We start from the raw sequence: 24,173 nt of genomic DNA on the forward strand, positions 1-24,173 counted from the left end.
CCGGTTCAGGAGGACCCGCGGACCAGGTCCACCCGCACCGTCAGCAGCTCGGCGCCCATCGCCCGGACGGCCATGCTGTTGCCCCGGGGCAGACCGCGCAGCCGCTCGCGCGGATCGTCGCCGGGCAGCGGATGCGCGGTCCCGGTGTGCCAGCGGCCGTGGAACCGGACCCGTACGTTCGGATTGGCGCGGATGTTACGCACGTACTGCGACCGCTCCCCGAACTCCGACACCATCCAGAACGTGTCCCCGACCACCTTTCCGCCCACCGGGGTCCGGCGGGGCAGCCCGGACGTGCGTCCGGTGGTCTCCAGGAGCGTCTGGAGGGGGAGGCGGCGCGTCAGCGGGTTGACGACGTGGCGCTGGAAGGTGGTGACTGTGCGGTGCTTGACGTCCGTGAAACTGGCCATGGCTCCAGCGTCCTGCGCGCGGGGGGCGGAGGCAATGGCGGCTGCCTGCCGGTCGCCTGCCGGTCGCCTGCCGGTTGTCTTGCCGGTGAGGCACCGGTGCCTCAGGGGCGCCCGAGGAAGATCGGATTGGTGAACGCCGCCAGCGCCCCCGGCACCGGCCCGGCGGCCGTCTCGTGTCGCAGTTCCGCGCGCACGTAGGCGGCGTAGGAGGGGGTGGTACGCCACTCCAGCACCCCGGAACCGGCCACCGGCAGCGGATCGCCGGTGACAAGAACCCCCTGGTCGGTGACGATCCGGATGCTGCACCGCGGCGCACCGGAGGCCTCGACGCGCACGGTGACGGGGGTGTCCGCCCCGGCCTCCAGCCGCGCCCCGATCCCGGCCTGCTGCCCCCGCCCCCCACTGGCGGTGAAGGACAGAACGACATTCTTCGACTCGGCGACATAGGAGCGCCCCGCGCGGATACCGGCCTGAACGGCCTGGCGGGTCAGATCATCGGCGAGCACGACGGTCTGAGGCAGCCCGACGGCATCGGGATCCCGATGGGCGTCACTGCTGCCCATGGCGGGCAGCCAGGCCCGTCCTTCCCGTCCCTCCCGTCCCTCCCGTCCCTCGCGTCCCTCGCGGACGGAGGCCACGAGCTGGGCGTCCCAGGCGGCCAGCGCCACCTCGTCGTCGGGCGTGTAGGGCCCGTTCCACACCTCGACGGCGTCCGCCTCGCCGAACCCGAACTTCCAGGAGCAGCCGATACAGGTGGCGTGCGGATGGGCGGGTACGACGAGACCGCCGGCGGCGCGGATACGGCGGGCGAAACGGCCGAAGCGGTTGTCGCGGGCGCGGTAACGCCAGTCGATGAAGGTGCCGGGGTCGGTGCCGAGGGCGACGACGTGCCCGTTCCGGGTGGTGACCTCTTCCCCGAGCATGATCAGCAGATCGTCACCGGCGAGGTCGGCCCAGTGGGGATGGGAGGCGTGGGTGTTGTGCTCGGAGGTGTTGATGAAGTCCAGCCCCGCGGCACGGGCGAGCGCGGCGATCTCGGCGGGGGTGCGGCGGCCGTCGGAGTACCAGGAGTGCAGATGGCAGTCGCCCCGGTACCAGTCCCGCCCGCGCCCCTTGGCCCGCTCGGGCGGATAGACGGGCGGCACGGCCGTCCCCGGCTCCCCGTAGGCGAGGGTGATGGTGATCTCGTAGTCGAGCCTCTGAGGGGCGACGGTGTAGGGCCCGAGGGCGATGTGCCAGGTCCCTTCCCCGACCGGCCCCGGGATGTACCCAGGGGTGGCGTCATCGCCCCGGATGAAGAACTCGGCCCGGGCCCCGCCCGACCACCCCCGGAACCCCTTCCCGCCCAGCTCGGTGCCGTGCTGGTCGAAGATCCCGATGTCGAGGGCGTTGCCGGGGGTCCCGGCCGGGACGGACGGCTTGGCGTACGTGTACGCGACCCTGATCTCCCGCACCCCGGAGGGCACTTCGACCGGGACGTACACGAAGTCGGGCGACCCGGCGGGAAGACTGCCGCGCACGGTACGGCTCTCCTGCCCACCGTCCGCGGCCCGCGCACCGCCGGCGAAACTCACACTCCCCAACGTAAGCGCGACGGCGGCCCCCGTCACGAACAGACTGCGCCTGCCGAACCCCGGCTCGTGCCCGTCCTCGCACATGCTGCCGCTCCCCGAGTGTCGTCGTGAGTGGTCACGGAAACTCTGTCCGCGACGCGTGAACTGCCGTGTACATGAAGGGAATCCGGGGCTTGCGACTTCCGGGCGGGCGGGGGGCCGGGGGTGTCTCGCGGGGCGGTTTCAGGGGCGTAGAGGGCGCGCCGCACGCCGGTGAACCGAGGCCCCGAACCCGTCCCGCAGTAGCGTGAGGACATGCCGACATCCACGGTCTCGTTCTCGGAACTGCTGCCCGCCCTCTTCCCCTGGGCCCGGCACCTGTCGGCGGACGAGAAGCGGCAGTTCACGGCCGATCTGGCCGAGGCCTCCGCCTCTGCCGGACCGGATCGCCGGCCCGGCCTTCACCGGGTGGTCACCGAGTGGCGGGCGACGGCACGCATCCTCGCGGACCCCGGACTGACCGCGCGGCTGACACGCCGACTGCCCGACGAGGACCACGGCGAGGTACCCGCTCCGTGAAACGGCGTCAACGGTTCAACGGGTTCAACGGTGTCAAGGACACCGAGCGGGCAACCGCCCCGCGCGCACAGGCATGCGCTGACCAGCTCGAACGTATGCTCAAAGAATGACGACTTCCGCGACCCCCGGAACCGGACCCACCGAGAACTCCATGCGTCGCGCCCTCAAGCGAGCCCGGGACGGCGTCGCGCTCGACGTCGCCGAGGCGGCCGTGCTGTTGCAGACGCGCGGTGCGGAGCTGGACGACCTCTCCGCATCCGCCGCCCGGGTGCGGGACGCGGGCCTCGCGGCGACAGGCCGGCCCGGTGTCATCACGTACTCGAAGAGCGTCTTCATCCCCCTCACCCGCCTCTGCCGCGACAAGTGCCACTACTGCACCTTCGTCACCGTCCCCGGCAAGCTGCGCCGTGACGGGCACGGCATGTTCATGTCGCCGGACGAGGTGCTGGACATCGCCCGCAAGGGCGCCGCCCTCGGCTGCAAGGAAGCCCTGATCACCCTCGGCGACAAGCCCGAGGACCGCTGGCCCGAGGCGCGCGAGTGGCTCGACGCGCACGGCTACGACGACACCATCGCGTACGTCCGCGCGATCGCGATCCGCATCCTGGAGGAGACCGGGCTGCTGCCCCACCTCAACCCGGGCGTCCTGACCTGGACCGACTTCCAGCGCCTCAAGCCCGTGGCCCCCTCGATGGGCATGATGCTGGAGACGACAGCCACCCGCCTCTGGTCCGAGCCCGGCGGCCCGCACCACGGCTCCCCGGACAAGGAACCCGCCGTACGGCTGCGGGTACTGGAGGACGCGGGCCGCTCCTCCGTCCCCTTCACCTCCGGCATCCTGATCGGCATCGGCGAGACGTACGAGGAGCGCGCCGACTCCCTGTTCGCCCTGCGCAGGATCGCCCGTGCGCACCACGGCATCCAGGAACTGATCATCCAGAACTTCCGCGCCAAGCCCGACACGGCGATGCGCGGCATGCCGGACGCGGAACTCGACGACCTGGTCGCCACGGTGGCCGTCGCCCGGCACATCATGGGCCCGTCGGCCTGCCTCCAGGCACCCCCCAACCTGGTCGACTCCGAATACGGCCGCCTGATCCGCGCCGGAATCGACGACTGGGGCGGGGTGTCCCCGCTGACCATCGACCACGTCAACCCGGAACGCCCGTGGCCGCAGATCGAGGAGTTGGCGGACCGCTCCGCCGCCGAGGGCTTCGAACTGCGCGAACGGCTCTGTGTGTACCCGGAGTTCGTCCGACGCGGCGAGCCCTGGCTGGACCCGAGGCTGCTGCCCCACGTGACCGCGCTCGCGGACCCGTCGACGGGCCTGGCACGCCAGGAGGCCGTCCCGGAGGGCATTGCGTGGCAGGAACCGGAGGAGAGCTTCACGGCGGCGACCGGCCGCACCGACCTCCACGCCACCATCGACACGACCGGCCGCACCACCGACCGCCGCGACGACTTCGACGAGGTCTACGGCGACTGGGACGCCCTGCGCGAGGCGGCGGCCCCCGGCATGGCACCGGAGCGCGTGGACGCGGACGTACGACAGGCGTTGGCCACGGCGGCCGACGACCCGACGAAGCTCACCGACGCGGAGGCGCTGGCGCTGCTGCACGCCGACGGCCCGGCGCTGGACGCCCTGTGCCGCATCGCGGACGACGTCCGCAGGTCCGTGGTCGGTGACACCGTGACGTACATCGTCACCCGGAACATCAACTTCACCAACGTCTGCTACACCGGCTGCCGCTTCTGCGCCTTCGCCCAGCGCCGCACGGACGCGGACGCGTACTCGCTCTCGCTGGAGCAGGTCGCCGAGCGCGCCCAGCAGGCGTGGGACGTGGGCGCGGTGGAGGTCTGCATGCAGGGCGGCATCCACCCGGACCTGCCCGGCACGGCGTACTTCGACATCGCGCGGGCGGTGAAGGACCGGGTCCCCGGGATACACGTGCACGCCTTCTCCCCGATGGAGGTGGTGAACGGCGCGACCCGCACCGGCCTGTCGATCCGCGACTGGCTGACGCAGGCCAAGGAGTCGGGCCTGGACACCATCCCCGGCACGGCGGCGGAGATCCTGGACGACGAGGTCCGCTGGATCCTGACGAAGGGCAAACTCCCGACGTCGACGTGGATCGAAGTGATCACCACGGCGCACGAGTTGGGCATCCGTTCCAGCTCGACGATGATGTACGGCCACGTCGACCAGCCCCGCCACTGGCTGGCCCACCTCCGCACCCTGGCCCGCATCCAGCAGCAGACGGGCGGCTTCACGGAGTTCGTGACGCTCCCCTTCATCCACACCAACGCCCCGGTGTACCTGGCGGGCATCTCCCGCCCGGGCCCGACGGCACGGGACAACCGCGCGGTGACGGCGATGTCCCGGCTCCTCCTCCACCCCCACATCCCGAACATCCAGACAAGCTGGGTCAAACTCGGTGCGGAGGGTGCGGCGGAGATGCTGCGCTCCGGTGCGAACGACCTGGGCGGCACGCTGATGGAGGAGACGATCTCGCGGATGGCGGGGTCGTCGTACGGCTCGTACAAGTCGGTACGGGACCTGATCGCGATCGCGGACTCCCTCTCCCGCCCGACCCGCCCCCGTACGACGCTCTACGGCGAGGTCCCGGAGGAACGCCGGCGGGCGGCGGAGGCGTCGGACGGCCACCTGCCGGAACTGCTGCCGGTGCTGGACTGAGGTTGGGCGCGGGGGCCGAAGGCTGGGGCCGAGCATGGATCGGGGAGCCCCCGCACGCCCAGTACGATGATTCGACCCCTCTCATGGAGGAGGGCTTCACTCGCGGAGGAGATACGTTCCCGTGCCTGCCCGAATTCCCTCGTGGGCCTGGGTCACCGGGCTGACCGCGGGGGCCACGGCCGCGGTGGTCGTCCTGGCCGTACAGGCCAACGCCGGGCCGCACCCCACGGCGGCGGCCCCGAAGGCCCACCCCAGCGCCTCCGCCACGGCGAGCGCCCACCCTTCGGCATCCCCGAAGCCGTCCGAGGAGGCCCAGACGGTCCCGGCCGCGTCGGGCACCGGCCGCAGGGTCGTCTACTCGCTCGGGCAGAAGCGGGTATGGCTGATCGACGCGAGCGACAAGGCGACGCGTACATTCACCGTGTGGCCGGGGACGGTCAGCCCGGATCCGGGCAGCTACTCGATATCGAGCCGCCTGGCCTCGAACAAGGGCTCCGACGGCGTACAGATCGAACACATCCTGTACTTCGCGGCCAAGTCGGGCCTGTCGGTCGCCTTCTCCAACGCGGTCGACGGCTCCTCCCCGCCCCCCGTAGCCGCCGGCAAGCAGACCAGCGGCATCCGCATGCACAAGGCCGACGGCACAGCGCTGTGGACCTTCGGAACGACGGCTACGAAGGTGACGGTCGTCAAGTAAACGGCGGGGCGTTCAGCGCCGGGCGAGGGTGAGGAACTCGGTCCAGGAGACGTCGGAGAAGGCGAGCCGGGCGCCGTTCTTGTCCTTGGAGTCACGGACGTGGACGGTGGTGTCGGCGGGGGCGGGGGCTATCGCGATCTCGACGCAATCAGGGCCGTCGTTGCCGCTGTAGCTGCTCTTGAACCACACGAGCGTTGAAGTCATGTCTGCTCTCCAAGCAATTTCTCGATGAAGTCCATGGACTCTCTTGGTGGAAGAGCCTGCGCCCGGATCATGCCATAGCGCATCTCCATGATCTGGACGTCCCGGGGATCGCTGATTACTCGGCTGTAGAGCTGCCCTTCCGTGTGCGCCAGCGTCTTGCCGCTTCGCAGTTTCAGCAGCCGGATCGATCCCTCGATGCCTGCGTGGTCCTCCCGTTCCGTCGGCATCACCTGGATCGACACATGCCGCAACTTGCCGATGTCCAGCAGGTGTTCGAGCTGTTGGCGCAGCACCATTCTGCCTCCGAAGGGCCGTCGGAGGCTTGCCTCTTCCTGGACGAAGCTGAGTACGGTGCGGGGCACCTTCTCGAAGACCGACTTCCGCGCCATGCGCGCGGCGACAAGCCGTTCGATCTCCTCCTCCGTGTACGCGGGACGCCGGACCTCGTACAGCGCCTGCGCGTACGCCGGGGTCTTCAACAGACCGTGGACGTGGAGAGCCGTATAGGCGCCGAGCTCCGCGGACTCGTTCTCCAGGTGTGCCAGGTCCCGGACCTTCTTCGGATAGCGCGCCTTCTCCACGTCCTCCTTCATCGCCGAGACCTTCCCGCCCGCCCCGACCGCCTCGTCGACCCGGTCCAGGAAGTCCGGCTTAGGGGTCCGACACATGCGTTCCACCGCCGAGACCAGGTCAGAGCTGTACCCGATGACATCGCCCAGCTCCGTCTGCGTCATCCCGGCGGCCTCGCGCCACAACTTGATCTGCCGTGCGACCGTCCTGAGTACGGCCTCGGCCTCTTCGTCCTCCATGCGCTTCCTCCCTTGTGTGTGAACCGCAAGAACCAGTCACGCAATTGGCTGATTGCGCACGGTTCAGGTGCGCTGTGGGTCACCGTAGGGAGAGAGGTCGCACTAAGTGACGCGAGTCAACAGAAGCAACTCCCAGGTCACCCTTCTCGGGCATCCGTTCACGGTGCACCCGTACGTCACTCGCAAAAAGGTGCGATTGCAGGCGCCCCGCTGAAAGCGGAAGCGCTCCCGCGCCGCCCTCTCGCGTATGCGTCTCCACATCCGGCGGCCAGTCACCGATAAAGGGCTGTCGGCCAGGGCTAAAGTGGCCGCCGCCGTTGCAAAATGCGAGAGCGTCAGGCGACTTTCCTGGGAGTGGCGAGCGCATGTCAGTCAACAACTACCGAACTCTCCACGGGATTCGTGGTGTTGCGGCCCTCTGTATCGTCGCCCTGCACTCCCCGCGGCTGTTTGGGCACATGCCTGAGTTTCTGGGCTTGGCTGTCGATCTCTTCTTCGTACTGAGCGGCTTTGTGCTTGCTTACGCCTATGAAGATCGTTTCCGTCACGGGATGACCCCGCTTACCTTCCTTCGGAAACGCTGGGTGCGCCTGTACCCGCTCTACGTCGTGGGGTTCCTCTTGGGCGTCGCGCACCAGGCGATGTGCATTCTCTATGATTCACCCACGGCGGAGTGGACCTGGAGTGACCTGTTCATTGCCCTACCGTTTGCCCTGTTCATGCTGCCCGCGCCACTGACGGAGGCGTTTCCCTTCAATGGGCCGATGTGGTCGATCTTCTTTGAACTTCTGGCGAATCTGGTGTGGGCGGTCTTCTGGCGCCCGCTTCAGTCCGTCAGAGTCCTCTCCGGTGCGGTTCTGGTGTGGGGCACGCTCTATTCATGGGCGTTGATGCACTGGCAGACCGCTGCGTTGGGGCTGACGTGGGCCACTTTTCCCGGGGGACTCGCACGGGTGGGCTTCTCCTTCACCGCCGGACTGTTGATCTACCGGCTGCGAGACAGGTTGCGTACGCCTCGAATTCCCCCCGTGGTGCTGATGTGTGTACTCCCGGTCATGGCATTCTTCAGGCCCGGTTTGATCTGGCAGCTTCTGTCTGTACTGCTGGTGTTCCCGCTTGTCGTCCTGCTTGGCGCGAGGAGCGAGCCGCGGTCCGGTACTCAGGGCGTCTACGAATCATTGGGCAAAGCGTCCTACTGTGTTTATGTGCTGCATCGCCCGCTGGGAGCCCTTTTTTACGCTTTCGTTCTGCGTTTCTCCGGACAGCGGCTGGAAGTTTTTTCCCCATGGGGTGGATTTGTGTTCACGGCGATGCTGGTCGCAGGGGGCCTCGTCCTGACGGACAGGTTCGAGACGCCGGCACGACAGTGGCTGACGCGCGGTCTGACGAGAAAGAACAGGAAAGCGCTGCGTGCTCCGGAGTACGTCGGCCTGCCACACGAGCATGCGGGAACGGACAGCCCTGCATCTGCAGAGGCTTGGCCTTCGCGACACTTGGGTGTGGATCGGGGAGAGGCCCCCGCCGGGCATTCGGACAATCTTGTTCACGGTGATCGGTGATGGCGTGAGGCGCTAATTCGCGCCGCCGCGGATGATCACTCGCGGGGGTGAACATTGTCGAATCGGCTGGCGCACAGGATCGTCCATGGTGCAGCGTCGGCCTCGTACAGCCTCACACATGCATCGGCCCCCGCTGGGACTGGTATCCCGGTGCGAGGGCCTGATCACCGAGGAAGAGGAAAGCTTCCCGATGATTGACCTGCAGACCAGTGCGCCCTTGCGCACTGCGTCCGGCCGTTCCGGCTGTGGCACCCGATGACCAGCGCCGCCGCTCCGTCGTACCGCCGGTGGCACCGGTACCGTACGAGGACCGAGCCACTCGCACCGGAGGTCACCGTGAGCGCCCAGACCGACGGCCCGTACGGACCGCTGATTCCCATGCCCGAGCTCACGCCGGACGCCCTGCGCGCGGCGGTCATGCGGATCGCCCCGAGCCGGATACCGGCCCTCACACAGCACCTCTTCGAGGCCACGACGAATGCTCAGCAGACCCAGAGCCTGGCGCCCCTGCGGGCGTTTGTGCACTCCTGGGCCGTGTTCGTGGCCATCGAGCGGCACCCCGAACGCGCTGCCCGGCTGCGAGAGCTGGAGCTCATCGTCGATGCGGGCGAGCAGGACCCGGTCGATGCCGTTGCCGAGATCCGGGCGATAAGAGAGGCAGCCGAGGCGGAGGCAGGCCTGTGACGGACTGGGCCTGGGACTACAACCCGAGCGCCGAGTACGTGGCGGGGTGGGCTGCCGCCCGGGGTCGTGGCCGAAGTGGAGCGGATCGCCCAGGAGCTGGCGGCGCTCGGCCATGATTCCGTGAAGGTGGGCAGGCCGCTCGACCGGGAGGGCGGGCTGCGCGAGTTCGACATCCTCGGTGGTCGCGGGTTCATCAGCTTCTTGCCAGTGCCGCGCCATGCGTGCGTCTACGTCTGCAACGTCACCTGGTACGGCTGACCTGCCCACGCTGGCGCCGCCTCTTTCTGGCCGAGCCTAAATTCGACCACTTCCGGCTACCTCTGGTCACTTCCGCCCTAGCCGGGCACATCCCGCATACCGAACCAGCCCATGAGTGACCGTTCACGGTCGTTTACAGTGCTGGGAGTCGGGAGTGTCGTGCGTCGTGCGGGTGGCGTCAGGAGGCCAAGGTGAGTGCGACAGCCGGTGCCGTCTGGGGCCGTGCCGAGCAGCAGGACTTCCGCAGCCGGGTGCGCGGCACCCTCCTCGGCGCCGCCGTCGGTGACGCGCTCGGCACCCCGGTCGACCGGCTTGCGGTTCCCGAGATCCGCGAGGCGTACGGCGACGACGGCCTCGCCGACCTCGCCCCCGCCCACGGCCGACGTGGCGCCGTCACCCATCTCACCCAGCTCACCCTCTTCACCGTCGACGGCCTCATACGCGCCCAGGTCCGCCGCGACACCGGCGCCTGGCATCCGCCCACCGATCTGCACCGCGCGTATCTGCGCTGGGCCGTCACCCAGCGGGACTGGGGCCCCGACGAGCGCCGCGCCGAGGACGGCTGGCTGGCCAGGGAGGAGTGGCTCTACGTCCGCCGCGACCCCACCCGCGCCCTCCTCCTCGGCTTCGGCGACGAGAAGATGGGCACCTTCGAGAACCCGAAGGACCCGGCCGGGGCGGGGCCGGAAGCGGCGGCGCGGTCGGCGCCGTTCGGGCTGCTGGTGGGCTGGGAGCCGCAACTGGTTGTCCAACTGGCCGCCGAGTGCGCCGTGCAGAGTCATGGGCACCCCGTCGGGTATCTCTCCGCGGGCGCCTACGCCGTCATCATCCACTCCCTCGCCCGCGGCGACGGTCTCGACGGCGCCATACAGCGCACCCTCGCACTCCTCGCCGTACGGCCGGGGCATCAGCCCGTCTCCGACGCCCTTCAGTACGCCCTCGGCGCCGTACGGCAGGGCATGCCCACACCGGCGAGAGTCGAGGCGCTGACCGGGGAGGGGACGGCGGAGGGGGTGCTGTCGGCTGCCGTCTACTGTGCGCTGGTCGGGGAGGACGTACGGCACGGCCTCTGCCTCGCCGTGAACCAGGGCGGCCCATCCGGAGCCGTCGGAGCCCTCACCGGCGGACTGCTCGGCGCCCTGCACGGCGAGACGGCCCTCCCGCCGGCCTGGCTGGCCGAACTGGAGGGCCGCCCCACGATCCTCGAACTCGCCGACGACTTCGCCATGGAGATGACACAGGGCCCGGCCCTCCACAACCCGGCGGGAGCCGCCCCGGCCTGGCTTGCCCGCTATCCCCGGGGCTAGCCGGGTAGCGCGTCGCGCTCAAGTCGTTCCCGGCCCCTACCGCGCGTCGGTGCTGCGAGCGTCACCTGCCCCCTGTTGCGCGCCTGTGACAGTGCCGACGGCAACCGGCCCACCCGGCGGGCCCTCTCATTGCGTGCAAGCCGTCTTCCCCGCAGAGGACAAGTCCGGATGCGGGGTCAGCAATCAAGGGGGACCACCATCATGAACGTCAAGCTCGCCCGTGTCGCCGGCACTTCGGCACTTGTCCTTGCCACCGCCACCATGGCTCTGGTCGCGACCGCCTGTTCGGCGGGCTCGGACTCGACGTCCAGCAAAGCGAACTCGACGTCCAGCAATTCGGCCTCGAAGTCGGACAACACGGCCTCCCCGGGCAAGGGAACCGCCTCCGCCTCCTCCGGTACTTCGGGTTCCGGGACGTCCTCCAAGGGCAGTGATGTCGTCGTGTCCTCTCCGGGCGCAGCCGGTGCCAAGTCCGCCGGAAAGACGGCATGCACGGGTGCGGAGTTGAAGCCGTCGATCGTCCACGGCACCGACGCCGACCCGGACCCCAAGGCCGGCCAGACGCAGGCGACCCTTCTCTTCACCAATGTCGGCAAGCGCACCTGCACCGTTCAGGGGCACCCCGGGGTCGATCTGGTGGACAGCTCCGGCAAGAGCTGGAGTCTGATGTGGCAGAAGGCGACGGCGGCGAAGATCAGTCTCAAGCCCGGGACCGCGACCATGGCCGACCTGACGTTCGTCCCGGTCTCGCCGAACTCCACGGCATCGGAGCAGAAGCCGTTCAAGGTGGCCAACGTGAAGGTCACCCCGCCCGACACCACCGCCACGGCCACCCTCGCCTGGCCCTGGCCGAGCATCGCCGTCCAGCTCCAGGACGGCGCCACCCACCCCGGTACCTACATCGGTCCCGTCTTCGGGACCGCCAACTGACCGTCCGCCAGAGGTACTCCTAGTCCAGCGAGGCCGCTGCCGTGCCCTCTCGTGACGGCATGGCGGCGGCCGCCCCGTTGTCGTCCGTGTTGATCTTCTCGATCAGGGCCCACCCGTTCCGGGGTGTCCTCCGGGCGGATCAGGCCGATCAGGATGTAGAGGACCAGGGAGATCGCCATCGGTACGGACACCTGGTACTCCAGCTTCACATCCGTGCGCTGGGAGAAGTCCAGGTGGTAGTTGACGAAGAAGAAGGCCAGGAGGCCGCAGGCCCAGCTCGTGAGGGCCGCCGTGGGGCCTGAGCGGCGGAACGGGCGGAGCAGGCCCAGGATGAACGGGATCGCTATCGGGCCCATCAGCCCCGCCACCCACTTGATGACGACGGTGATGATGTCCTTGAACGTGGGGGAGTTGACCTGCGTCGCCACCGCCATCGAGAAGCCGAGGAAGGCGACGGTCGTGACGCGTCCGGCGATCAGGCCGGAGCGGGTGCCGTGTACTCGAAGAGCTTGTTGACTTCCTCCCCCTCGTGAACGAGGGGGTTCCTACGGCTTGCGCCGTAGGGTTTCCTGCTTCGTCGCCGACTGCCCGCCCGGAGTTCTCCGTTGAGGTCTTACACCGGCTCCACAGGCCGACACCGCCAGCCCGGCGGCCAAAAGGTTGTTCGCCGCGTTCACGTCCCGGTCGTGGACCATGCCGCACTGGCACGTCCAGGTGCGCACATGCAGCGGCATCTTCCCGGCGAGCGCGCCGCAGTGGGAGCACAGTCTGGAGGAGGGGAAGAAGCGGTCGACCGCGATCACTTCCCGCCCGTACCAGGCGGCCTTGTACTCCAGCATGCTCCGGAACTCCGACCACGCCGCGTCGCTGATGGCGCGGGCGAGACTCCGGTTCCTGACCATGTTGCGCACGGTCAGGTCCTCGATCACGAGCGTTTGGTTCTCACGCACGAGTCGAGTGGTCAGCTTGTGCAGATGATCGCGCCTTCGGTCGGTGATCCGCGCATGCACACGCGCCACCTTCCGGCACGCCTTCTCCCGGTTCGCCGAGCCCTTCTGCTTGCGGGACAGCTCCCGCTGAGCGCGGGCGAGCCGGGTGCGGTCGCGGCGCTCGTGCCGGGGGTTGGCGATCTTCTCCCCGGTGGAGAGAGTCAGCAGGCGGTCCAGGCCCACGTCGATACCGACCGCCGTGTTCGTGGCGGGAAGCGGCCTGACCGAAGGGTCCTCGCACAGCAGGGAGACGAACCAGCGGCCAGCCGCGTCCTGGGACACGGTCACCGTGGACGGCTCCGCGCCCTCGGGCAGCGGGCGGGACCAGACGATGTCCAGCGGGTCCGCCATCTTCGCCAGGGTCAGCTCCCCGTCGCGGAAGCGGAACGCGCTGGTGGTGTACTCGGCGGACTTCCGGGACTTCTTCCGGCTCTTGAAGCGCGGGTACTTCGCCCGCCTGCCGAAGAAGCCGGTGAACGCCGCTTGCAGGTGCCGCAGGGCCTGCTGGAGCGGGACGGAGGAGACCTCGTTGAGGTAGGCCAGTTCCCCGGTCTTCTTCCACGCCGTCAGCATCGCCGACGTCTGGTTGTAGTTGACCCGCTCCTGCCGCGCCCACGCCTCGGTCCGGGCGGCGAGCGCCAGGTTGTAGACCTTCCGGACGCACCCGAACGTGCGCGACAGCTCGACCGCCTGCGCATCGGTCGGATGGAAGCGGTACTTGAACGCCCGCTTCACGTCGGTGGTCACATCTCACAAAATATCACATCTCCTTGTGAACGCTCTGGGTGGCCGGAACGCCCCTGGACGGCCCCGCCCCGTGAGTGCTCAGCGCATCAGCTCCCCCGCGTTGACCAGCAGTGACTGCCCCGTGATGGCCCGCGCCCGGTCCGAGCAGAGGAACATCGCCGCGTCCGCCACATCCCCGTCCGTCGCCAGTTCCGGCAGTGCCATCCGGTCCGTCAGCCGCTTCAGCACGTCCGTCTCCGGCACCTTCTCCGAGTACGCGGTGAACCGCACGTACGCCTCCACCGGCGGCCCCCACATCCAGCCCGGCAACACCGTGTTGACCCGGATCCGGTACGGCCCGAGCTCCCGCGCCAGCGAGTACATCGCGCTGGTCAGCGCCCCCTTCGACGCCGCGTACGCCGCCTGCCGCACCTGCGAGGGCGCGGCCACGGACGACTGCGTCCCGATGAACACCACCGACCCGCCGCCCGCCTCCTTCAGCGCCGGAAGACAGGCCCGAGTCATCCGCAGCGAGCCGAGCAGGTTCACATCGACGACCGACTGCCAGGTCGTGAAGTCGGCGTCCTCGAGGCCGCCGAAGTACGAGTCCCAGGCCGCCACATGCACCACCGCGTCGATCCGGCCGAACCGCTCCCGCGCCACCGCGGCCAGCGCCTCGCAGCGCGCCTCGTCGGTGATGTCGGTGGCCAGATACGCCGTCCGCGTCCCGTCCGGGTCGATGTCCGCTGCGCTCTTCGCGAGGTTCGCCTCCGTCCGCGCCCCGAGCACCGCGTTCCCCCCGTCCCGTACGACAGCGGCGGCGACCCGGTGCCCCAGGCCGGCCCCGACTCCCGACACGACCACGGTCTTTCCGGTGAGCAGTGACATCGCAGCCCTCCCGATCCGGCGTGCTTTCCCAGTCCCGCCTCTGGCGCATCATCTGACGGAGCGTCAGAGTATGGGCGTCCGGAGGAAGACGGAAGGGGACGGACCGCGACCGACGAGGACGGAAGAAGCGCGCGCCGGTGGCATACGGTCGACTGCCGCCACTTGGACACGGAGGAGCTGGGATCGATCTACGAGTCCTTGCTGGAACTGGTCCCGGCGGCAGGGCTCCTGTCGGCCGGAGCGGTTCAGAACCGTCAGAATCGGAAACCGAAGAGACCGCCCTCCTCGCTCGCATCCGTCAGCCGTGGGTCGACGATGCGGTCCTCGACGCTGAATCCGCGCTGGACCGCCTTGGAAAGGTCGTCGGAGTTGAGGCTGACGACGTACTGCATGTCCTCCTCCTCGGCGACCTCGGCCGCCAACGTGAGCGCGGCGGCGATCTGCCGGTCGTCGACGCCGTCGAAGAGATGGCTGTCGTGGACCAGGAAGTCGGGGCCGCGTCCATGGCGGCGGGCGATGACCGCGACTGTGAGGTCGAGACAGAAGATCACCATGTTGCCGATGCCCCGGCTGTCACCCCGGTCGATGAACGGCGTGATCTTGAGGGCGTTCGTTCCGGACTGAATCGCAAGGTAGGCCGCGTGCTCGGGCCCATAGAGCCTGCGGGCGTACTCGGCGAACAGCAAGATGGCCTCCCGCGTCTGGGCCTGCCGTTCGTCGAGGTCGGTGGCCATGGCTTCCTGCAGCTCCGCCCGTTTCGCCGTGATCTGCCGGGCGCTGCTCTCCAACGCCTGGGCTGCCTCGTACCGGTGTTGGAGCGCGTCGACGGATGCCTGCTTCTGGGCCAGCGCCTGCTGAAGGGCGGTCAGAGCCTCCAGGGCGCCGCCCTCATCAAGGGCTTTGAGTACGGAAGCCAGTTCCTCGCCGAGCTGTTCCCGTTCCCGCCGGCGGGCTTCCAGGCGCTGCTGAATGGCGTTCATCTCGTCCATGAGGTAGCGCCGGCGGTTCCGGACGACCGAGGCGTGAAACGCCTGTACGGCGTCGAATCGTTGGCGCACCTGCTGACCGAGTGTGACCCCGAGCTCCTGGTACACCCGCTCCAGGTAGCTGGTGTCGGGATCGGTGGCCTCCGACACGGACCTCTGGAGATCCTCCAGATTGCGCCGGTCCGTGATGTCCTCATTGGGGATGGCTCGGATCCGGCGGTTGATGTCGTCCGCCCGGTTCTTAAGCTCCTCGTAAGCCGGTACGACCCGGAAGGAGCGGATCTGCTCCTTGAGGCGGCTCACCTCGTTCTCGGCCAGAGCGATCTGCCCGCGCAGATCCGCCACGCTGCCGACGATGCGTCCCCACACCGGGTCGTCCACGGCTTTTCTCAGCTGTCGCCGGGTCGATTCCCGCGCTGCGAGCTCGCGGAATTCGGCGGCGAGCCGCCAGTCGAGTCCGAGCAGATAGGCGAGGTTGGCCGTGGCCTCGGCCTCCGACTGCTGCGGGAAGGTTTTGACCGCGTCGTTGAATGCTTTGGCCGCGATGCGCCGGACCAGGAAGGACAGCATTGTCCGGCCGGAGATCCCCGAATGGTCCGGGCCCAGGCCGAAGAGAGCCTGCTCGACGAGCCGGTTCCATTCCGCGGTTGGGATCACTGCCGGGCCGGCGACGTCGAAAAGGCTGCCGGAGTCGTGCCGGACGTCGGGGTCGAGCCGTACGAAACCCGGATCGCTGCCCTTGCGCTGCACGGTCACCTGCCCGCCGCCGGGCCAGTCCAGGGTCAGGGCGAACGTGATGTTCTGGAGCGGACGGCGGGACGTGAGGCTCTTCTTGCCCGCGTTGGCTCCGAGGAGGAAGTGCAGCAGCTCAACGAGGCTGGACTTCCCCGTGCCGTTGCGGCTGTCGGTCTCGCGCGAGGTCTCGGTCGTGTCGGCGACCAGGATGTTGATTCCCGGACCGAATGTGGCCGTACGGAAGGAACCGTGGTCAGCGGAGAGTCGGCGCAGCATCCTCGCTCCTTGTCGGTACGAGCAGATCCCGCCGCAGCTCAACCGTGCCGAGCGCGTACAGGATGTCCAGGCCGAGTACGAACCACTCGAACGAGACCGGGGAGTGATGGCCGAGCCGCGCACGCTGCTCCTTGAAGCGCGCCCAGGCCTGGCTCACGGTGAGAGGCTGGTCGAGCGCGAGAAGAATCTGCGCACCGACGGCCAGCAACGCGCGGTCGGGTGCGATTCCCTTCGTCGGGGTGAGCACCTCACATCTCCCCGGTGGTCGTCGGCGCCCAGCCGGACGGCGGCACGTCGAAGACGTCACAGCGCTCGAAGAAGTGCGCGATGACGACGGCTGCCGCCCATGTGGCGCGGTGAGTGACTCGTGCGTTGCCCACCACATATTTCTCCAGTCCGAGCCACAGCTCCTCCGCGTCGGACGTTGTTTTCCGCAGCTGGTCGAAGTAGATCCGGAACCCGCGGGCCACCAAGTCGTGTTCGTCCACCCGGGTGATCCCGTCGTAGTACTCGTCGACCAGGTAGCTGTGCCGCAGCGCTTTGACGAGTGTCTCTCGTACATCGTCGGACAGGCGGTTGTATTCGATCTTGTGCTGATTGACGACAAGCACCTCGGCCAGCGGCTCGGCCGTCTCCCTGCGTTGTCGCAACTGCCTCAGCAGTGGTTCGAGGTCCGCCAGCCCGATGCCGTAGGTCCGGTCGTCGATCGGGATCGGGCAGCCGAGAAGGTCTTCTGCCGTGGCCTGGTCGAGCCGCATGAACTCCTGCCAGAGCCACTGCTTGCCGCGCACCGCCATCCGCAGCGGTCTGATCTGCTCCTGTGTCTCGGACAGCACCACGCTGACCTGCGGATGGACGCCGCCCCGAGCATCGTTGTAGACGAACGCGAAGGTATCGAAGTGGCCGTTGCGCTTGGCCAGCGCCTTGTCCAGATCGGAGTGCAGCTTGGACCGGAGCGCAGAGACGTCGTGTGTCTCCGGGGCGTAGCAGGCGTGGAGCGTGCGATCGAAGAGGAGCAGGCCGTCGGCGCCCATGTCGCCGAGGTTGCCGTGGGTGCGGACCGGTACGTAGTCGGGATGCAGTGCCCCCATGAGTCGGTGGAAGAACTCCTCGAACGGCTCGCCGTGCAGATCCGTGAGCAACTGCTGAAATTTCAGGTACGCGAAGATGCGCTGGGTGAAGTCCATGTCCCCCGTAGACCCTCTGGGTTGAGATGTTGCGGCGCGGGACGGCTCATCTCCGGTCGCGCAGAGCGGACAGAGAGACGCCGCCGTCGGTGTGCCAGACGCTCCAGCCGTTGATCTTGCAATCGGCCACCGCCTCGCACGCCCCCGACGGGGAGTCACAGATGGTCCCGTCCTCAAGGCGCAGGTATCCGTCCTCGGTCACATACGCCGTGTGGGTCTCGCCGAGGTTGCGCCTGCGCCAGGTGAGCCGCTGCCCCGGCGCCAGCAGTCCTGCCGCCAGGAGCGGGGCCACCGACGGCTTTCTGCGCCGAGCGGCCACTGGAGCTTCCTGGCCGAGGTCGAGAAGCCGGCGGAGGACAGTGTTGGGGTTGTCGACGAACGGTTTGGCTTCCCTTTGGAGCCGCTCGTAGACCTCGTGGTCCACGACGATCGTGTGCCTCGACATGCCTCAGCACCCTTCTTCGGAATCTCGTAAGAGAAAAATAGAGAAACCGGTCGTCAAAGTCCAATGTACGCACCACCGCCCCTGCTTGACGGCACCGAGGCGGTCACAGCCCGGCCCCGGTCACCGTCTCCGCATGGAACTTTGGATCGCGACGGACACGACCCATGTGTGGACGAAGGCCCCGCGGCGCGAGGGACTGAATCTGCTGAGCGCCGGTAGTTACGTTGCCGAGAACACGGCGAACGCCAGGCGCGCTGAAGCTGGCCCGGCCCTTCCTGGTGTCGGCGTGTGCCTCGGTCAGGGCTGCGGGGCGGACAGGGCCCACAGAGCGGGGCACAGGGGGGCGAGGAACAACGCGAAGCCCACGAGGGCGGTGAGGCTGCCTCCGCCCATTTGGACACCTGCCGGGATGCCCAGGGCAGCGCCGAGCGCGGCGAGTACGGCCCCGGTCGCCCACCAGGGGCGGGAGGACAGTGTCTCGGTTCCGGGCGGGAGTACGAAGGCGTCGCGCAGGTCGATCCGGGCGGCTTCGTGGTCGTCGATCCCCATGTGCCGGGCCGGTCGGCCCCGCAGGCGGCCCAGCGGCACCAGGCGGGTGCCGTCCGGGAGTTCGACCAGGGCGGATCGGGTCCACACGGTGGCGCGGCGCACCGTGACCGGGACGCGGCCACCGGAGTCGTCGAGTGCGGGGTGCCACATGACGCGCTGCCAGCGCGTGGCGGGGCTGGCTCTGCGGGGCCGGGGGGCCGTGCCCGACTCCTCCTCCGGTGCCCCCGCCGGGTGTGCGATCCCGACGGTCTGTGACGTCTCCCCCGCAGTCACGGTCCCCTCCGGATCCGTGAGGGAGATCCAGATCGTGCGCGGTCCGCGCCATGGTGCGGCACCGCGGTCGCCCTGCCACACGGTCGCCGTCATGGGCTTGCCCGACCGCCGCTTCAGGCCGCCGAAGCGCAGTCCGCGCCAGCCCCAGACGCCGCAGAGAGCCGCCGCGACGACGCCGACGAGGCCGACGGGCGCAGAGAGGTCCTCCTCGGCCGCGGTCTCGGACCGGTCGCCGGGGAAGCCCTGGAGGACGGTCTGGGGGACGGCCTGGGAGACGGTCTGGGGGACGGTCCGGGCGGGGTCGTAGGCGACGGGGAATTGCCTGCCCTTGGTGTAGCGGTCGGTGTCGTAGACCGCGAAACGCTGAATGTGGACATGACCGCCACCGTCGGTCCACCGCACCCGGATGTCCTCCTCGTCCCCGATACCGTCCTCGACGACGACGCCGTTCGTCGTCGCGGTGGCCCGCGCTCGGGCGTTCTCGTACTGGTGGAGGTGCACGAGGAGCCATGCGGCGAACAGCGCGTACCCCACGACGGTGACGGAGAGGCCGAACAGGGCCAGCCGGAGGGCGGGCCGGGATGTGCCGGGAAGCCGTACGGCGCGGTCCGGGCAGGGACGTCCCGCGGCAGTGGTCACCACAGTGCGCTTCTCGCTCTTCACGCGGCGGCCTCCGCCGCCCCGGCAGCGGTCAGGAGGGCGCGCACGGGGGCGGGATCCCCGCCGCCCACCGCCTCCGGCAGCAGCTCGCTCAGATCGACGACGGCGCCGTCCGGTGCGGTGAGCACCATGCTCGTCCAGCGCCCCGTGGACGTCCAACCGGCCTGGCGCAGTACGGTTTCCAGGGCTGTGGCCATGGCGCCGCAGAACACGTCACGGCGGATCGCCGGGCGGATGGCTGCGGGTGCCCGGCGCAGTCCGGGTTCGAGCAGACCGGCAAGGGCGGGCCAGGTGCCGTCGGCGAGAGCGTCCAGAGCGGCGGACAGCGCTCGGGCCGCTGAGTCCTGCCCGGTCACGACCACGAGGGGCAGTGGGCCGGGACCGTCGACGAGCTCGTCGACGAGTGCGCGCAGCCGGGGTCGAGTTCCAGGAGCTGTACGGCCCGCAGGCTGCTGTGTGCCCCCGGTGCCGTGGGGCGCGACGTCCCGGCGGTTTCGGCCCGTCTCGTCTCCCAGACGCCGTCCAGCGTCACATGCTCGTCCGGCGCGGCGAGTCGTCCGACGCACCACCGCTCGATTGCAGTGCCGGTCCGAAGTGTCAGCGGTACGGCGCGGAACGCGTCGGAGGCGTCGGAGGCGTCGGTGTGCGGCAGGGCTGCGACCCGGGTGCCGGACGGTGGATGGTCGGCGGTGGCGTACGGGTCGAGGGACTCCTCCTCGGCGGCCCACCGTGCGGCGCGGCGGGAAACGAACGGGTCGCGTCGTGCGGTGTCGAGAGCGTCGTAGAAGTCCTCCGGGTAGGTGCCCTCTCGCTCCAGCGCGGACCACCAGGTGGCGCCCAGGCCGTGGAACATCGTGTGGAGGGGACCGGTCAGCTCCAGCGCTTCGGCGGTGGCCACGGTGCCGGCGACCCGGGCCGCTTCGGCGTCGGCGGCCGTCTCCGCCCGCCAGACCGACGGCTGGGAGGCCCGCAGCAGCGGGGCGGCGAGGGGGGCGAGCAGGCGGAGGCGCCCGTCGAGACGCTCCGCGAGCACGTCGCGGGCGAGGGCCAGCAGGTTCGAACGGAGATGGCGCACATGCTGGTCGTGCGCCAGCTCGTGTGCGATCACGGACGCCATCTGAGCCTCGGTCAGTGCTCGCAGCAGAGGCAGACCGAGAACCATGACGTACGTCCGTACACCGCGGATCCTGACGCGGGCCATGGCGGCGGCCGGGTCGGGGACGATCCGTACGAGCAGCGGTCCGTGGAAGCCGAGCCGCTCGGCGACGTCCTGTACCAGTGCGGCCAGCTCCGGCTCGTCCTCCGGCCGTACGGCGCGCCCCGGGAGCGGCGGACGCTCGGTGAACCCTCTGACTGCGGTGACTGCCATGAGACCGAACGGCCCCGCAGCCGCCCAGATCTGTGTGAAGGCCATGATCAGCAGAGCGGACACGCCCAGGAGAACGAACGGCCCCCAGGCCAGCCCCAGCATGGCGACGACCAGCAGCCACTCACGCACGGCCGACCCGCCGTCCGACGACGGCCTTCCCATCATCGATTCCCTCCCCATGCCGCTCGGGTCCAGAATGAGCGACATCAAGGGATCTTCACAAGCCAGAGGGTGCTGTGGTCATGCCACCCTCACATCTCCGCATCTCCGCATCTCCACATCTCCGCATCTCCGTGAAATCGCCATGTGCCATGGGCGGCCACATCTGTCAGGTGTCGCTGTGCCCGTGAACTCCCGCCGGGTCCGCACAACGATCTTTCCCTGCGTTTACCGCAGTTCGCCCACGTAACGGTCCGTCCCGGGCACCGTCGGTATGAACGGTGCGATGAACTGCACGTTGCCCAACCCCTTGGCCGCGACTGCCGTGCCCAGGTCCGTGAAGTGGTGCTGCCAGGCGTCGCGGGGATCGTGCTGGAGGAACCACAGCAGCGTCAGCCGGGTGCCGACCCCCTCGACCTGCTTGACGTAGGTCATCCGATCCAAGGGCAGCGGCGTCGGCGTGAAGACGGTCACCATGGCCGCCGGTGAACCCTCCAGCCGCTTCGGGAGGTGATCGGCGCACAGCCATGCGAGCAGTTCGTCGCGTTCGCCGGGGGAGTCGGCGTCGATGACCTGGACGACGAGCCCGGCGTAGGGGTGGTCGAGGGCGTGGATGTCGCGCGGGCCCAGGTCGCCGTCGCGGTAGACGGTCGCGGCGTGGTCCTGGAAGGCCGTGAAGATGTGCGTGCGGTCCTGGAAGACTCGGTGGTCGCGGTTGAGGCGCTTGTTGATGCCGACGGTCCATCGCATGTGGTCGGCGTAGCGGCCGGCGGTCATCCAGTAGACGGATATGTAGCATCCCGCCGTCACCGGCTGCGCGACGGCAGACTTCTCGGGGTAGCGCAGGAGTTGCAGGTCGCGGGTGGCGACCCAGCGGCGGCCCGCGAACATCCAGGGCATCGCCATTGCGCCGGCGATGTAGTGGTCGTCTTCGTACCAGCGGTTGTACTCGCGCTCCCTGCCGGGGTCCGGCTCGACCATGGTGATGAGGGCATGTCCGAGATCGGCTCCGTAGGGGCCGACGGCGGCCAGTTCCGCGTACATGCGGCTGAAGGCCTCAGCGGTGGGCGTGGCGTCGTCTGTCATGGATCCGGTGTAGCTGACGCTACGTCAGATAGGGAGGGGTCGGTCCGGTCGAATCCGCCCGGAGGCCGGTGACGAGGTACACCGGGTGGCCGGGGAGCTGGTGGCGCCGTTCGTCCCGACGGTGCCCGGCACGGACACCTACGTCGACCGCCTCCGCTGAGAGCGGCCCGATGCGCTAATGGGTCTTCCACTCGTCCGGGCACGGCGTTCCGCGTGGCAGCTGGTACGGCGCCGCCAGCCGGTAGGTCCCCGCCTTCGGCGCGAGCAGCACCGTCCACTTGTCCTTGTTGGCGTCTTCCGGCGTCTCCATCAGACAGCCGTTGACGTTGTCGAACGTCTTCGGGGTGCCGTCGGCCCGGTGCTTGGACGCCTTGGTCTCCTGTGGCGGCTTGAGGCTCTTGCCCTTCTCGTCGACGATGCTCAGCCACGGCGAGTACGGGATCCGGATCAGGATCCGCCCCGGCTTGCGCACCTCGATGGTCAGCTCGCCCTGCTCGGCGCGGTCCACCACGGCGTCCGGCTCGGCGAGCGGCGCCGGGTCGGTGACCCGGAACAGCTGCCAGTTGGCGTCGCCCCAGATCTGCTTCAGATACGGCATCCCGCGCTGCACCAGCTCCCGCTCGCGCTCACCGCCGTTGCCGTCCGGCTCGTCCTTCGGCACCACCACGAAGTGCACCGCCCAGCGCTGGAGCCACTCGTGGTAGTTCGCCGAGTTGAGGGTGTCGTCGTAGAAGAGCGGGTTGCGCTCCATGTCGGCCTGGCGGTTCCAGCCGCGCGCCAGATTCACGTACGGCGCGAGCGCGGACGCCTCTCGGTGCGAGCGGGCCGGGACCACCTCGACGCGGCCCTTCTCGGCGCCGACCCCCTGGAGCTCGTTGACCAGCGGTGCCAGCTCCCGCGCCCAGGAGGCCGCCGGGGTGGTGTGGATGACGTCGTCGACCGCCTTGAACCCTATCCACGTCACGAAGCCGAGGAAGGCGACGACGGTCATCCACCAGGCACGCGAGCGCCGCTCGTGGAAGGGCAGGGCGGCGATCAGCGTCACGCCCGCGAACAGCATCGCCAGCCGGCTGATGTTCGAGCCGATCTGCGAGCTGACCACCCACACGCCGATGACCGCGACACCGTAGACCGCGGATGTCAGCCGGACGGTCGTCCACTCCCTGGGGACCAGCGCGAAGCAGAAGACGGCGTAGGTGAGGGGCAGTATCACCGAGCCGAACATCATCGGCTGGGTGCCGGAGAAGGGGAACAGCCAGGCCGAGACGGCCACCACCACCGTGGGCGCGATGCCCAGCGCCCACGCGCCCGGGCGGCGCTTCTGGAGGAACAGCGAGACCGCGAGCAGACCGACGAACAGCCCCGCCACCGGCGACGCCATGGTCGCCAGTGCGGCGAGCGGCGCCGCGCACAGCGCCTTCGCCCACCGCTTGTGGCGCCAGCGGTGCGGCCAGCAGAACACGGCGGCGACCGCGCCCAGCGCGAACATCGTGCCGAGCCCGAAGGTCACCCGCCCTGACACCGCGTTGCACAGGAAGGCCAACATCCCGGCCAGCGCCGCCCACAGCGGCTCGCGCACCGCACGGCTGCGGATCAGTATCAGCGTCAGCAGCCCCGCCGACACCGTCCCGGCGATCATCATCGTCGTCCGCACCCCGAGCACGGACATCAGATACGGCGACACCACGCTGTACGACACCGGGTGCATACCGCCGTACCAGGCGAGGTTGTACGCCGAATCGGGGTGCCGTCCGACGAACTCCGCCCAGGCGTCCTGTGCCGCGAGATCGCCGCCGCTGTTCGCGAAGGTGAAGAACCAGGCGATGTGCAGTACGCCGGAGAAGGCCGTCATGGCGAGGACGGGATGGCGCAGCACCCACTCGTGGAGGGGACGGAGAGCGGTACGGAGAGTGGTACGGAGGCGGGCCCAGCGGTCCGTCGCCTTGCCCGTCGCCTTGCCCGTCTCCTTGTGCTTGTCGCCGTCCCTGTCGCCGTCCTTGTTCCCGTGACGGTCCTGCGGGCACTCAGCGGGTACCTGAATGCGCGGGCCGGTACCCGGGCCCGGTCCGGTGTCGTCGGCGCGTGTCGGCTCCGCAGTGGCCACCTGAAGGCACTCCCCGTGTCCTGTCTTCTGTTCCCGGCCCCGTTCCGTCCCGTTCA

Annotated in this window: 23 protein-coding genes and 1 pseudogene; 8 read left to right on the forward strand and 16 right to left on the reverse strand. The window is 69.1% G+C overall.

What is annotated here, in order from left to right; genetic code table 11:
* Positions 1 to 5: 5 nt before the first annotated feature.
* Together ACSYGN_RS22920 and ACSYGN_RS22925 are read right to left on the reverse strand one after the other, a co-directional pair.
* Positions 6 to 410 carry a nitroreductase/quinone reductase family protein gene (locus ACSYGN_RS22920; RefSeq protein ID WP_460398516.1) on the reverse strand — a complete coding sequence of 135 codons (405 nt, stop codon included), beginning with the start codon at positions 408 to 410 and terminating at the stop codon, positions 6 to 8.
* Between the two features lie 101 nt (positions 411 to 511).
* Complete coding sequence (locus tag ACSYGN_RS22925; RefSeq protein ID WP_460398518.1) at positions 512 to 2,068, reverse strand: CehA/McbA family metallohydrolase; 1,557 nt, start codon at positions 2,066 to 2,068, stop codon at positions 512 to 514.
* A gap of 210 nt (positions 2,069 to 2,278) precedes the next feature.
* Here ACSYGN_RS22925 and ACSYGN_RS22930 point away from each other — a divergent pair, with 210 nt between their 5' ends.
* From ACSYGN_RS22930 to ACSYGN_RS22940, 3 genes are all read left to right on the forward strand, one after another.
* Positions 2,279 to 2,542: a hypothetical protein gene (locus ACSYGN_RS22930; protein WP_460398520.1), complete on the forward strand. Its 264-nt coding sequence runs from the start codon at positions 2,279 to 2,281 to the stop codon at positions 2,540 to 2,542.
* Positions 2,543 to 2,648: 106 nt separating this feature from the next.
* Entirely contained in the window at positions 2,649 to 5,237 is a 2,589-nt protein-coding gene (locus tag ACSYGN_RS22935) for a bifunctional FO biosynthesis protein CofGH (protein WP_460398522.1), read from the forward strand.
* 121 nt (positions 5,238 to 5,358) lie between these two features.
* Complete coding sequence (locus ACSYGN_RS22940) at positions 5,359 to 5,934, forward strand: hypothetical protein (RefSeq protein ID WP_460398524.1); 576 nt, start codon at positions 5,359 to 5,361, stop codon at positions 5,932 to 5,934.
* A gap of 12 nt (positions 5,935 to 5,946) precedes the next feature.
* Here the strand turns inward: ACSYGN_RS22940 and ACSYGN_RS22945 are convergent, their stop codons facing one another.
* Positions 5,947 to 6,138 carry a DUF397 domain-containing protein gene (locus ACSYGN_RS22945; protein WP_460398526.1) on the reverse strand — a complete coding sequence of 64 codons (192 nt, stop codon included), beginning with the start codon at positions 6,136 to 6,138 and terminating at the stop codon, positions 5,947 to 5,949.
* Entirely contained in the window at positions 6,135 to 6,947 is an 813-nt protein-coding gene (locus tag ACSYGN_RS22950) for a helix-turn-helix domain-containing protein (RefSeq protein ID WP_460398528.1), read from the reverse strand. The genes ACSYGN_RS22945 and ACSYGN_RS22950 overlap by 4 nt, the downstream gene beginning before the upstream one ends.
* A gap of 365 nt (positions 6,948 to 7,312) precedes the next feature.
* On the opposite strand from ACSYGN_RS22950, the gene ACSYGN_RS22955 reads away from it, so the two are divergent.
* The 5 genes from ACSYGN_RS22955 (at position 7,313) to ACSYGN_RS22975 (ending at position 11,685) form a co-directional block, all read left to right on the forward strand.
* Complete coding sequence (locus ACSYGN_RS22955) at positions 7,313 to 8,506, forward strand: acyltransferase family protein (RefSeq protein ID WP_460398530.1); 1,194 nt, start codon at positions 7,313 to 7,315, stop codon at positions 8,504 to 8,506.
* Between the two features lie 336 nt (positions 8,507 to 8,842).
* On the forward strand, positions 8,843 to 9,190 hold the full coding sequence (locus ACSYGN_RS22960; RefSeq protein WP_460398532.1) for a hypothetical protein: 348 nt from the start codon (positions 8,843 to 8,845) through the stop codon (positions 9,188 to 9,190).
* Positions 9,191 to 9,256: 66 nt separating this feature from the next.
* Positions 9,257 to 9,448 (forward strand): hypothetical protein, encoded by a 192-nt coding sequence (locus tag ACSYGN_RS22965; RefSeq protein WP_460398534.1) that lies wholly within the window; start codon positions 9,257 to 9,259, stop codon positions 9,446 to 9,448.
* 191 nt (positions 9,449 to 9,639) lie between these two features.
* On the forward strand, positions 9,640 to 10,755 hold the full coding sequence (locus tag ACSYGN_RS22970; protein WP_460398536.1) for an ADP-ribosylglycohydrolase family protein: 1,116 nt from the start codon (positions 9,640 to 9,642) through the stop codon (positions 10,753 to 10,755).
* 201 nt (positions 10,756 to 10,956) lie between these two features.
* Positions 10,957 to 11,685 (forward strand): DUF4232 domain-containing protein, encoded by a 729-nt coding sequence (locus tag ACSYGN_RS22975; protein ID WP_460398538.1) that lies wholly within the window; start codon positions 10,957 to 10,959, stop codon positions 11,683 to 11,685.
* Positions 11,686 to 11,704: 19 nt separating this feature from the next.
* On the opposite strand, the pseudogene ACSYGN_RS22980 reads toward ACSYGN_RS22975, so the two are convergent.
* From ACSYGN_RS22980 to ACSYGN_RS23035, 12 genes and pseudogenes are all read right to left on the reverse strand, one after another.
* Positions 11,705 to 12,188: pseudogene (locus ACSYGN_RS22980) on the reverse strand (Na+:solute symporter); the annotation flags it as partial.
* 42 nt (positions 12,189 to 12,230) lie between these two features.
* Positions 12,231 to 13,421, reverse strand: a complete 1,191-nt coding sequence (locus ACSYGN_RS22985; protein WP_460398540.1) for an RNA-guided endonuclease InsQ/TnpB family protein — start codon at positions 13,419 to 13,421, stop codon at positions 12,231 to 12,233.
* 78 nt (positions 13,422 to 13,499) lie between these two features.
* Positions 13,500 to 14,288, reverse strand: coding sequence for an SDR family oxidoreductase (locus tag ACSYGN_RS22990; protein WP_460398542.1), 789 nt, complete (start codon positions 14,286 to 14,288; stop codon positions 13,500 to 13,502).
* A gap of 254 nt (positions 14,289 to 14,542) precedes the next feature.
* Complete coding sequence (locus ACSYGN_RS22995; protein ID WP_460398544.1) at positions 14,543 to 16,285, reverse strand: ABC-three component system protein; 1,743 nt, start codon at positions 16,283 to 16,285, stop codon at positions 14,543 to 14,545.
* A complete protein-coding gene (locus tag ACSYGN_RS23000; RefSeq protein ID WP_155058470.1) occupies positions 16,263 to 16,532 on the reverse strand; it encodes an ABC-three component system middle component 6 in 270 nt (89 codons plus the stop codon). Before ACSYGN_RS23000 ends, ACSYGN_RS22995 begins: the two co-directional genes overlap by 23 nt.
* 1 nt (position 16,533) lies before the next feature.
* Entirely contained in the window at positions 16,534 to 17,472 is a 939-nt protein-coding gene (locus tag ACSYGN_RS23005) for an ABC-three component system protein (protein WP_460398546.1), read from the reverse strand.
* 46 nt (positions 17,473 to 17,518) lie between these two features.
* Positions 17,519 to 17,917, reverse strand: coding sequence for a restriction system modified-DNA reader domain-containing protein (locus ACSYGN_RS23010; protein ID WP_460398548.1), 399 nt, complete (start codon positions 17,915 to 17,917; stop codon positions 17,519 to 17,521).
* Positions 17,918 to 18,214: 297 nt separating this feature from the next.
* On the reverse strand, positions 18,215 to 19,402 hold the full coding sequence (locus tag ACSYGN_RS23015) for a hypothetical protein (RefSeq protein ID WP_460398549.1): 1,188 nt from the start codon (positions 19,400 to 19,402) through the stop codon (positions 18,215 to 18,217).
* Positions 19,399 to 19,755, reverse strand: a complete 357-nt coding sequence (locus ACSYGN_RS23020) for a hypothetical protein (RefSeq protein ID WP_460398551.1) — start codon at positions 19,753 to 19,755, stop codon at positions 19,399 to 19,401. Before ACSYGN_RS23020 ends, ACSYGN_RS23015 begins: the two co-directional genes overlap by 4 nt.
* A complete protein-coding gene (locus ACSYGN_RS23025) occupies positions 19,752 to 20,975 on the reverse strand; it encodes a M48 family metallopeptidase (RefSeq protein WP_460398553.1) in 1,224 nt (407 codons plus the stop codon). Before ACSYGN_RS23025 ends, ACSYGN_RS23020 begins: the two co-directional genes overlap by 4 nt.
* A 180-nt stretch (positions 20,976 to 21,155) precedes the next feature.
* Complete coding sequence (locus ACSYGN_RS23030; protein ID WP_460398555.1) at positions 21,156 to 22,013, reverse strand: hypothetical protein; 858 nt, start codon at positions 22,011 to 22,013, stop codon at positions 21,156 to 21,158.
* A gap of 175 nt (positions 22,014 to 22,188) precedes the next feature.
* Positions 22,189 to 24,117, reverse strand: a complete 1,929-nt coding sequence (locus ACSYGN_RS23035) for an MFS transporter (RefSeq protein WP_460398557.1) — start codon at positions 24,115 to 24,117, stop codon at positions 22,189 to 22,191.
* Between the last annotated feature and the right edge of the window lie 56 nt (positions 24,118 to 24,173).

The organism is Streptomyces sp. YIM S03343 (genome assembly GCF_054729195.1).

Bases quoted from the DNA above. Each gene is read 5' to 3' on its own strand.
- ACSYGN_RS22920 (WP_460398516.1), bottom strand. From the start codon at position 410: ATGGCCAGTTTCACGGACGTCAAGCACCGCACAGTCACCACCTTCCAG.
- ACSYGN_RS22925 (WP_460398518.1), bottom strand. From the start codon at position 2,068: ATGTGCGAGGACGGGCACGAGCCGGGGTTCGGCAGGCGCAGTCTGTTC.
- ACSYGN_RS22930 (WP_460398520.1), top strand. From the start codon at position 2,279: ATGCCGACATCCACGGTCTCGTTCTCGGAACTGCTGCCCGCCCTCTTC.
- ACSYGN_RS22935 (WP_460398522.1), top strand. From the start codon at position 2,649: ATGACGACTTCCGCGACCCCCGGAACCGGACCCACCGAGAACTCCATG.
- ACSYGN_RS22945 (WP_460398526.1), bottom strand. From the start codon at position 6,138: ATGACTTCAACGCTCGTGTGGTTCAAGAGCAGCTACAGCGGCAACGAC.
- ACSYGN_RS22950 (WP_460398528.1), bottom strand. From the start codon at position 6,947: ATGGAGGACGAAGAGGCCGAGGCCGTACTCAGGACGGTCGCACGGCAG.
- ACSYGN_RS22955 (WP_460398530.1), top strand. From the start codon at position 7,313: ATGTCAGTCAACAACTACCGAACTCTCCACGGGATTCGTGGTGTTGCG.
- ACSYGN_RS22975 (WP_460398538.1), top strand. From the start codon at position 10,957: ATGAACGTCAAGCTCGCCCGTGTCGCCGGCACTTCGGCACTTGTCCTT.
- ACSYGN_RS22990 (WP_460398542.1), bottom strand. From the start codon at position 14,288: ATGTCACTGCTCACCGGAAAGACCGTGGTCGTGTCGGGAGTCGGGGCC.
- ACSYGN_RS22995 (WP_460398544.1), bottom strand. From the start codon at position 16,285: ATGCTGCGCCGACTCTCCGCTGACCACGGTTCCTTCCGTACGGCCACA.
- ACSYGN_RS23005 (WP_460398546.1), bottom strand. From the start codon at position 17,472: ATGGACTTCACCCAGCGCATCTTCGCGTACCTGAAATTTCAGCAGTTG.
- ACSYGN_RS23010 (WP_460398548.1), bottom strand. From the start codon at position 17,917: ATGTCGAGGCACACGATCGTCGTGGACCACGAGGTCTACGAGCGGCTC.
- ACSYGN_RS23025 (WP_460398553.1), bottom strand. From the start codon at position 20,975: ATGTCGCTCATTCTGGACCCGAGCGGCATGGGGAGGGAATCGATGATG.
- ACSYGN_RS23030 (WP_460398555.1), bottom strand. From the start codon at position 22,013: ATGACAGACGACGCCACGCCCACCGCTGAGGCCTTCAGCCGCATGTAC.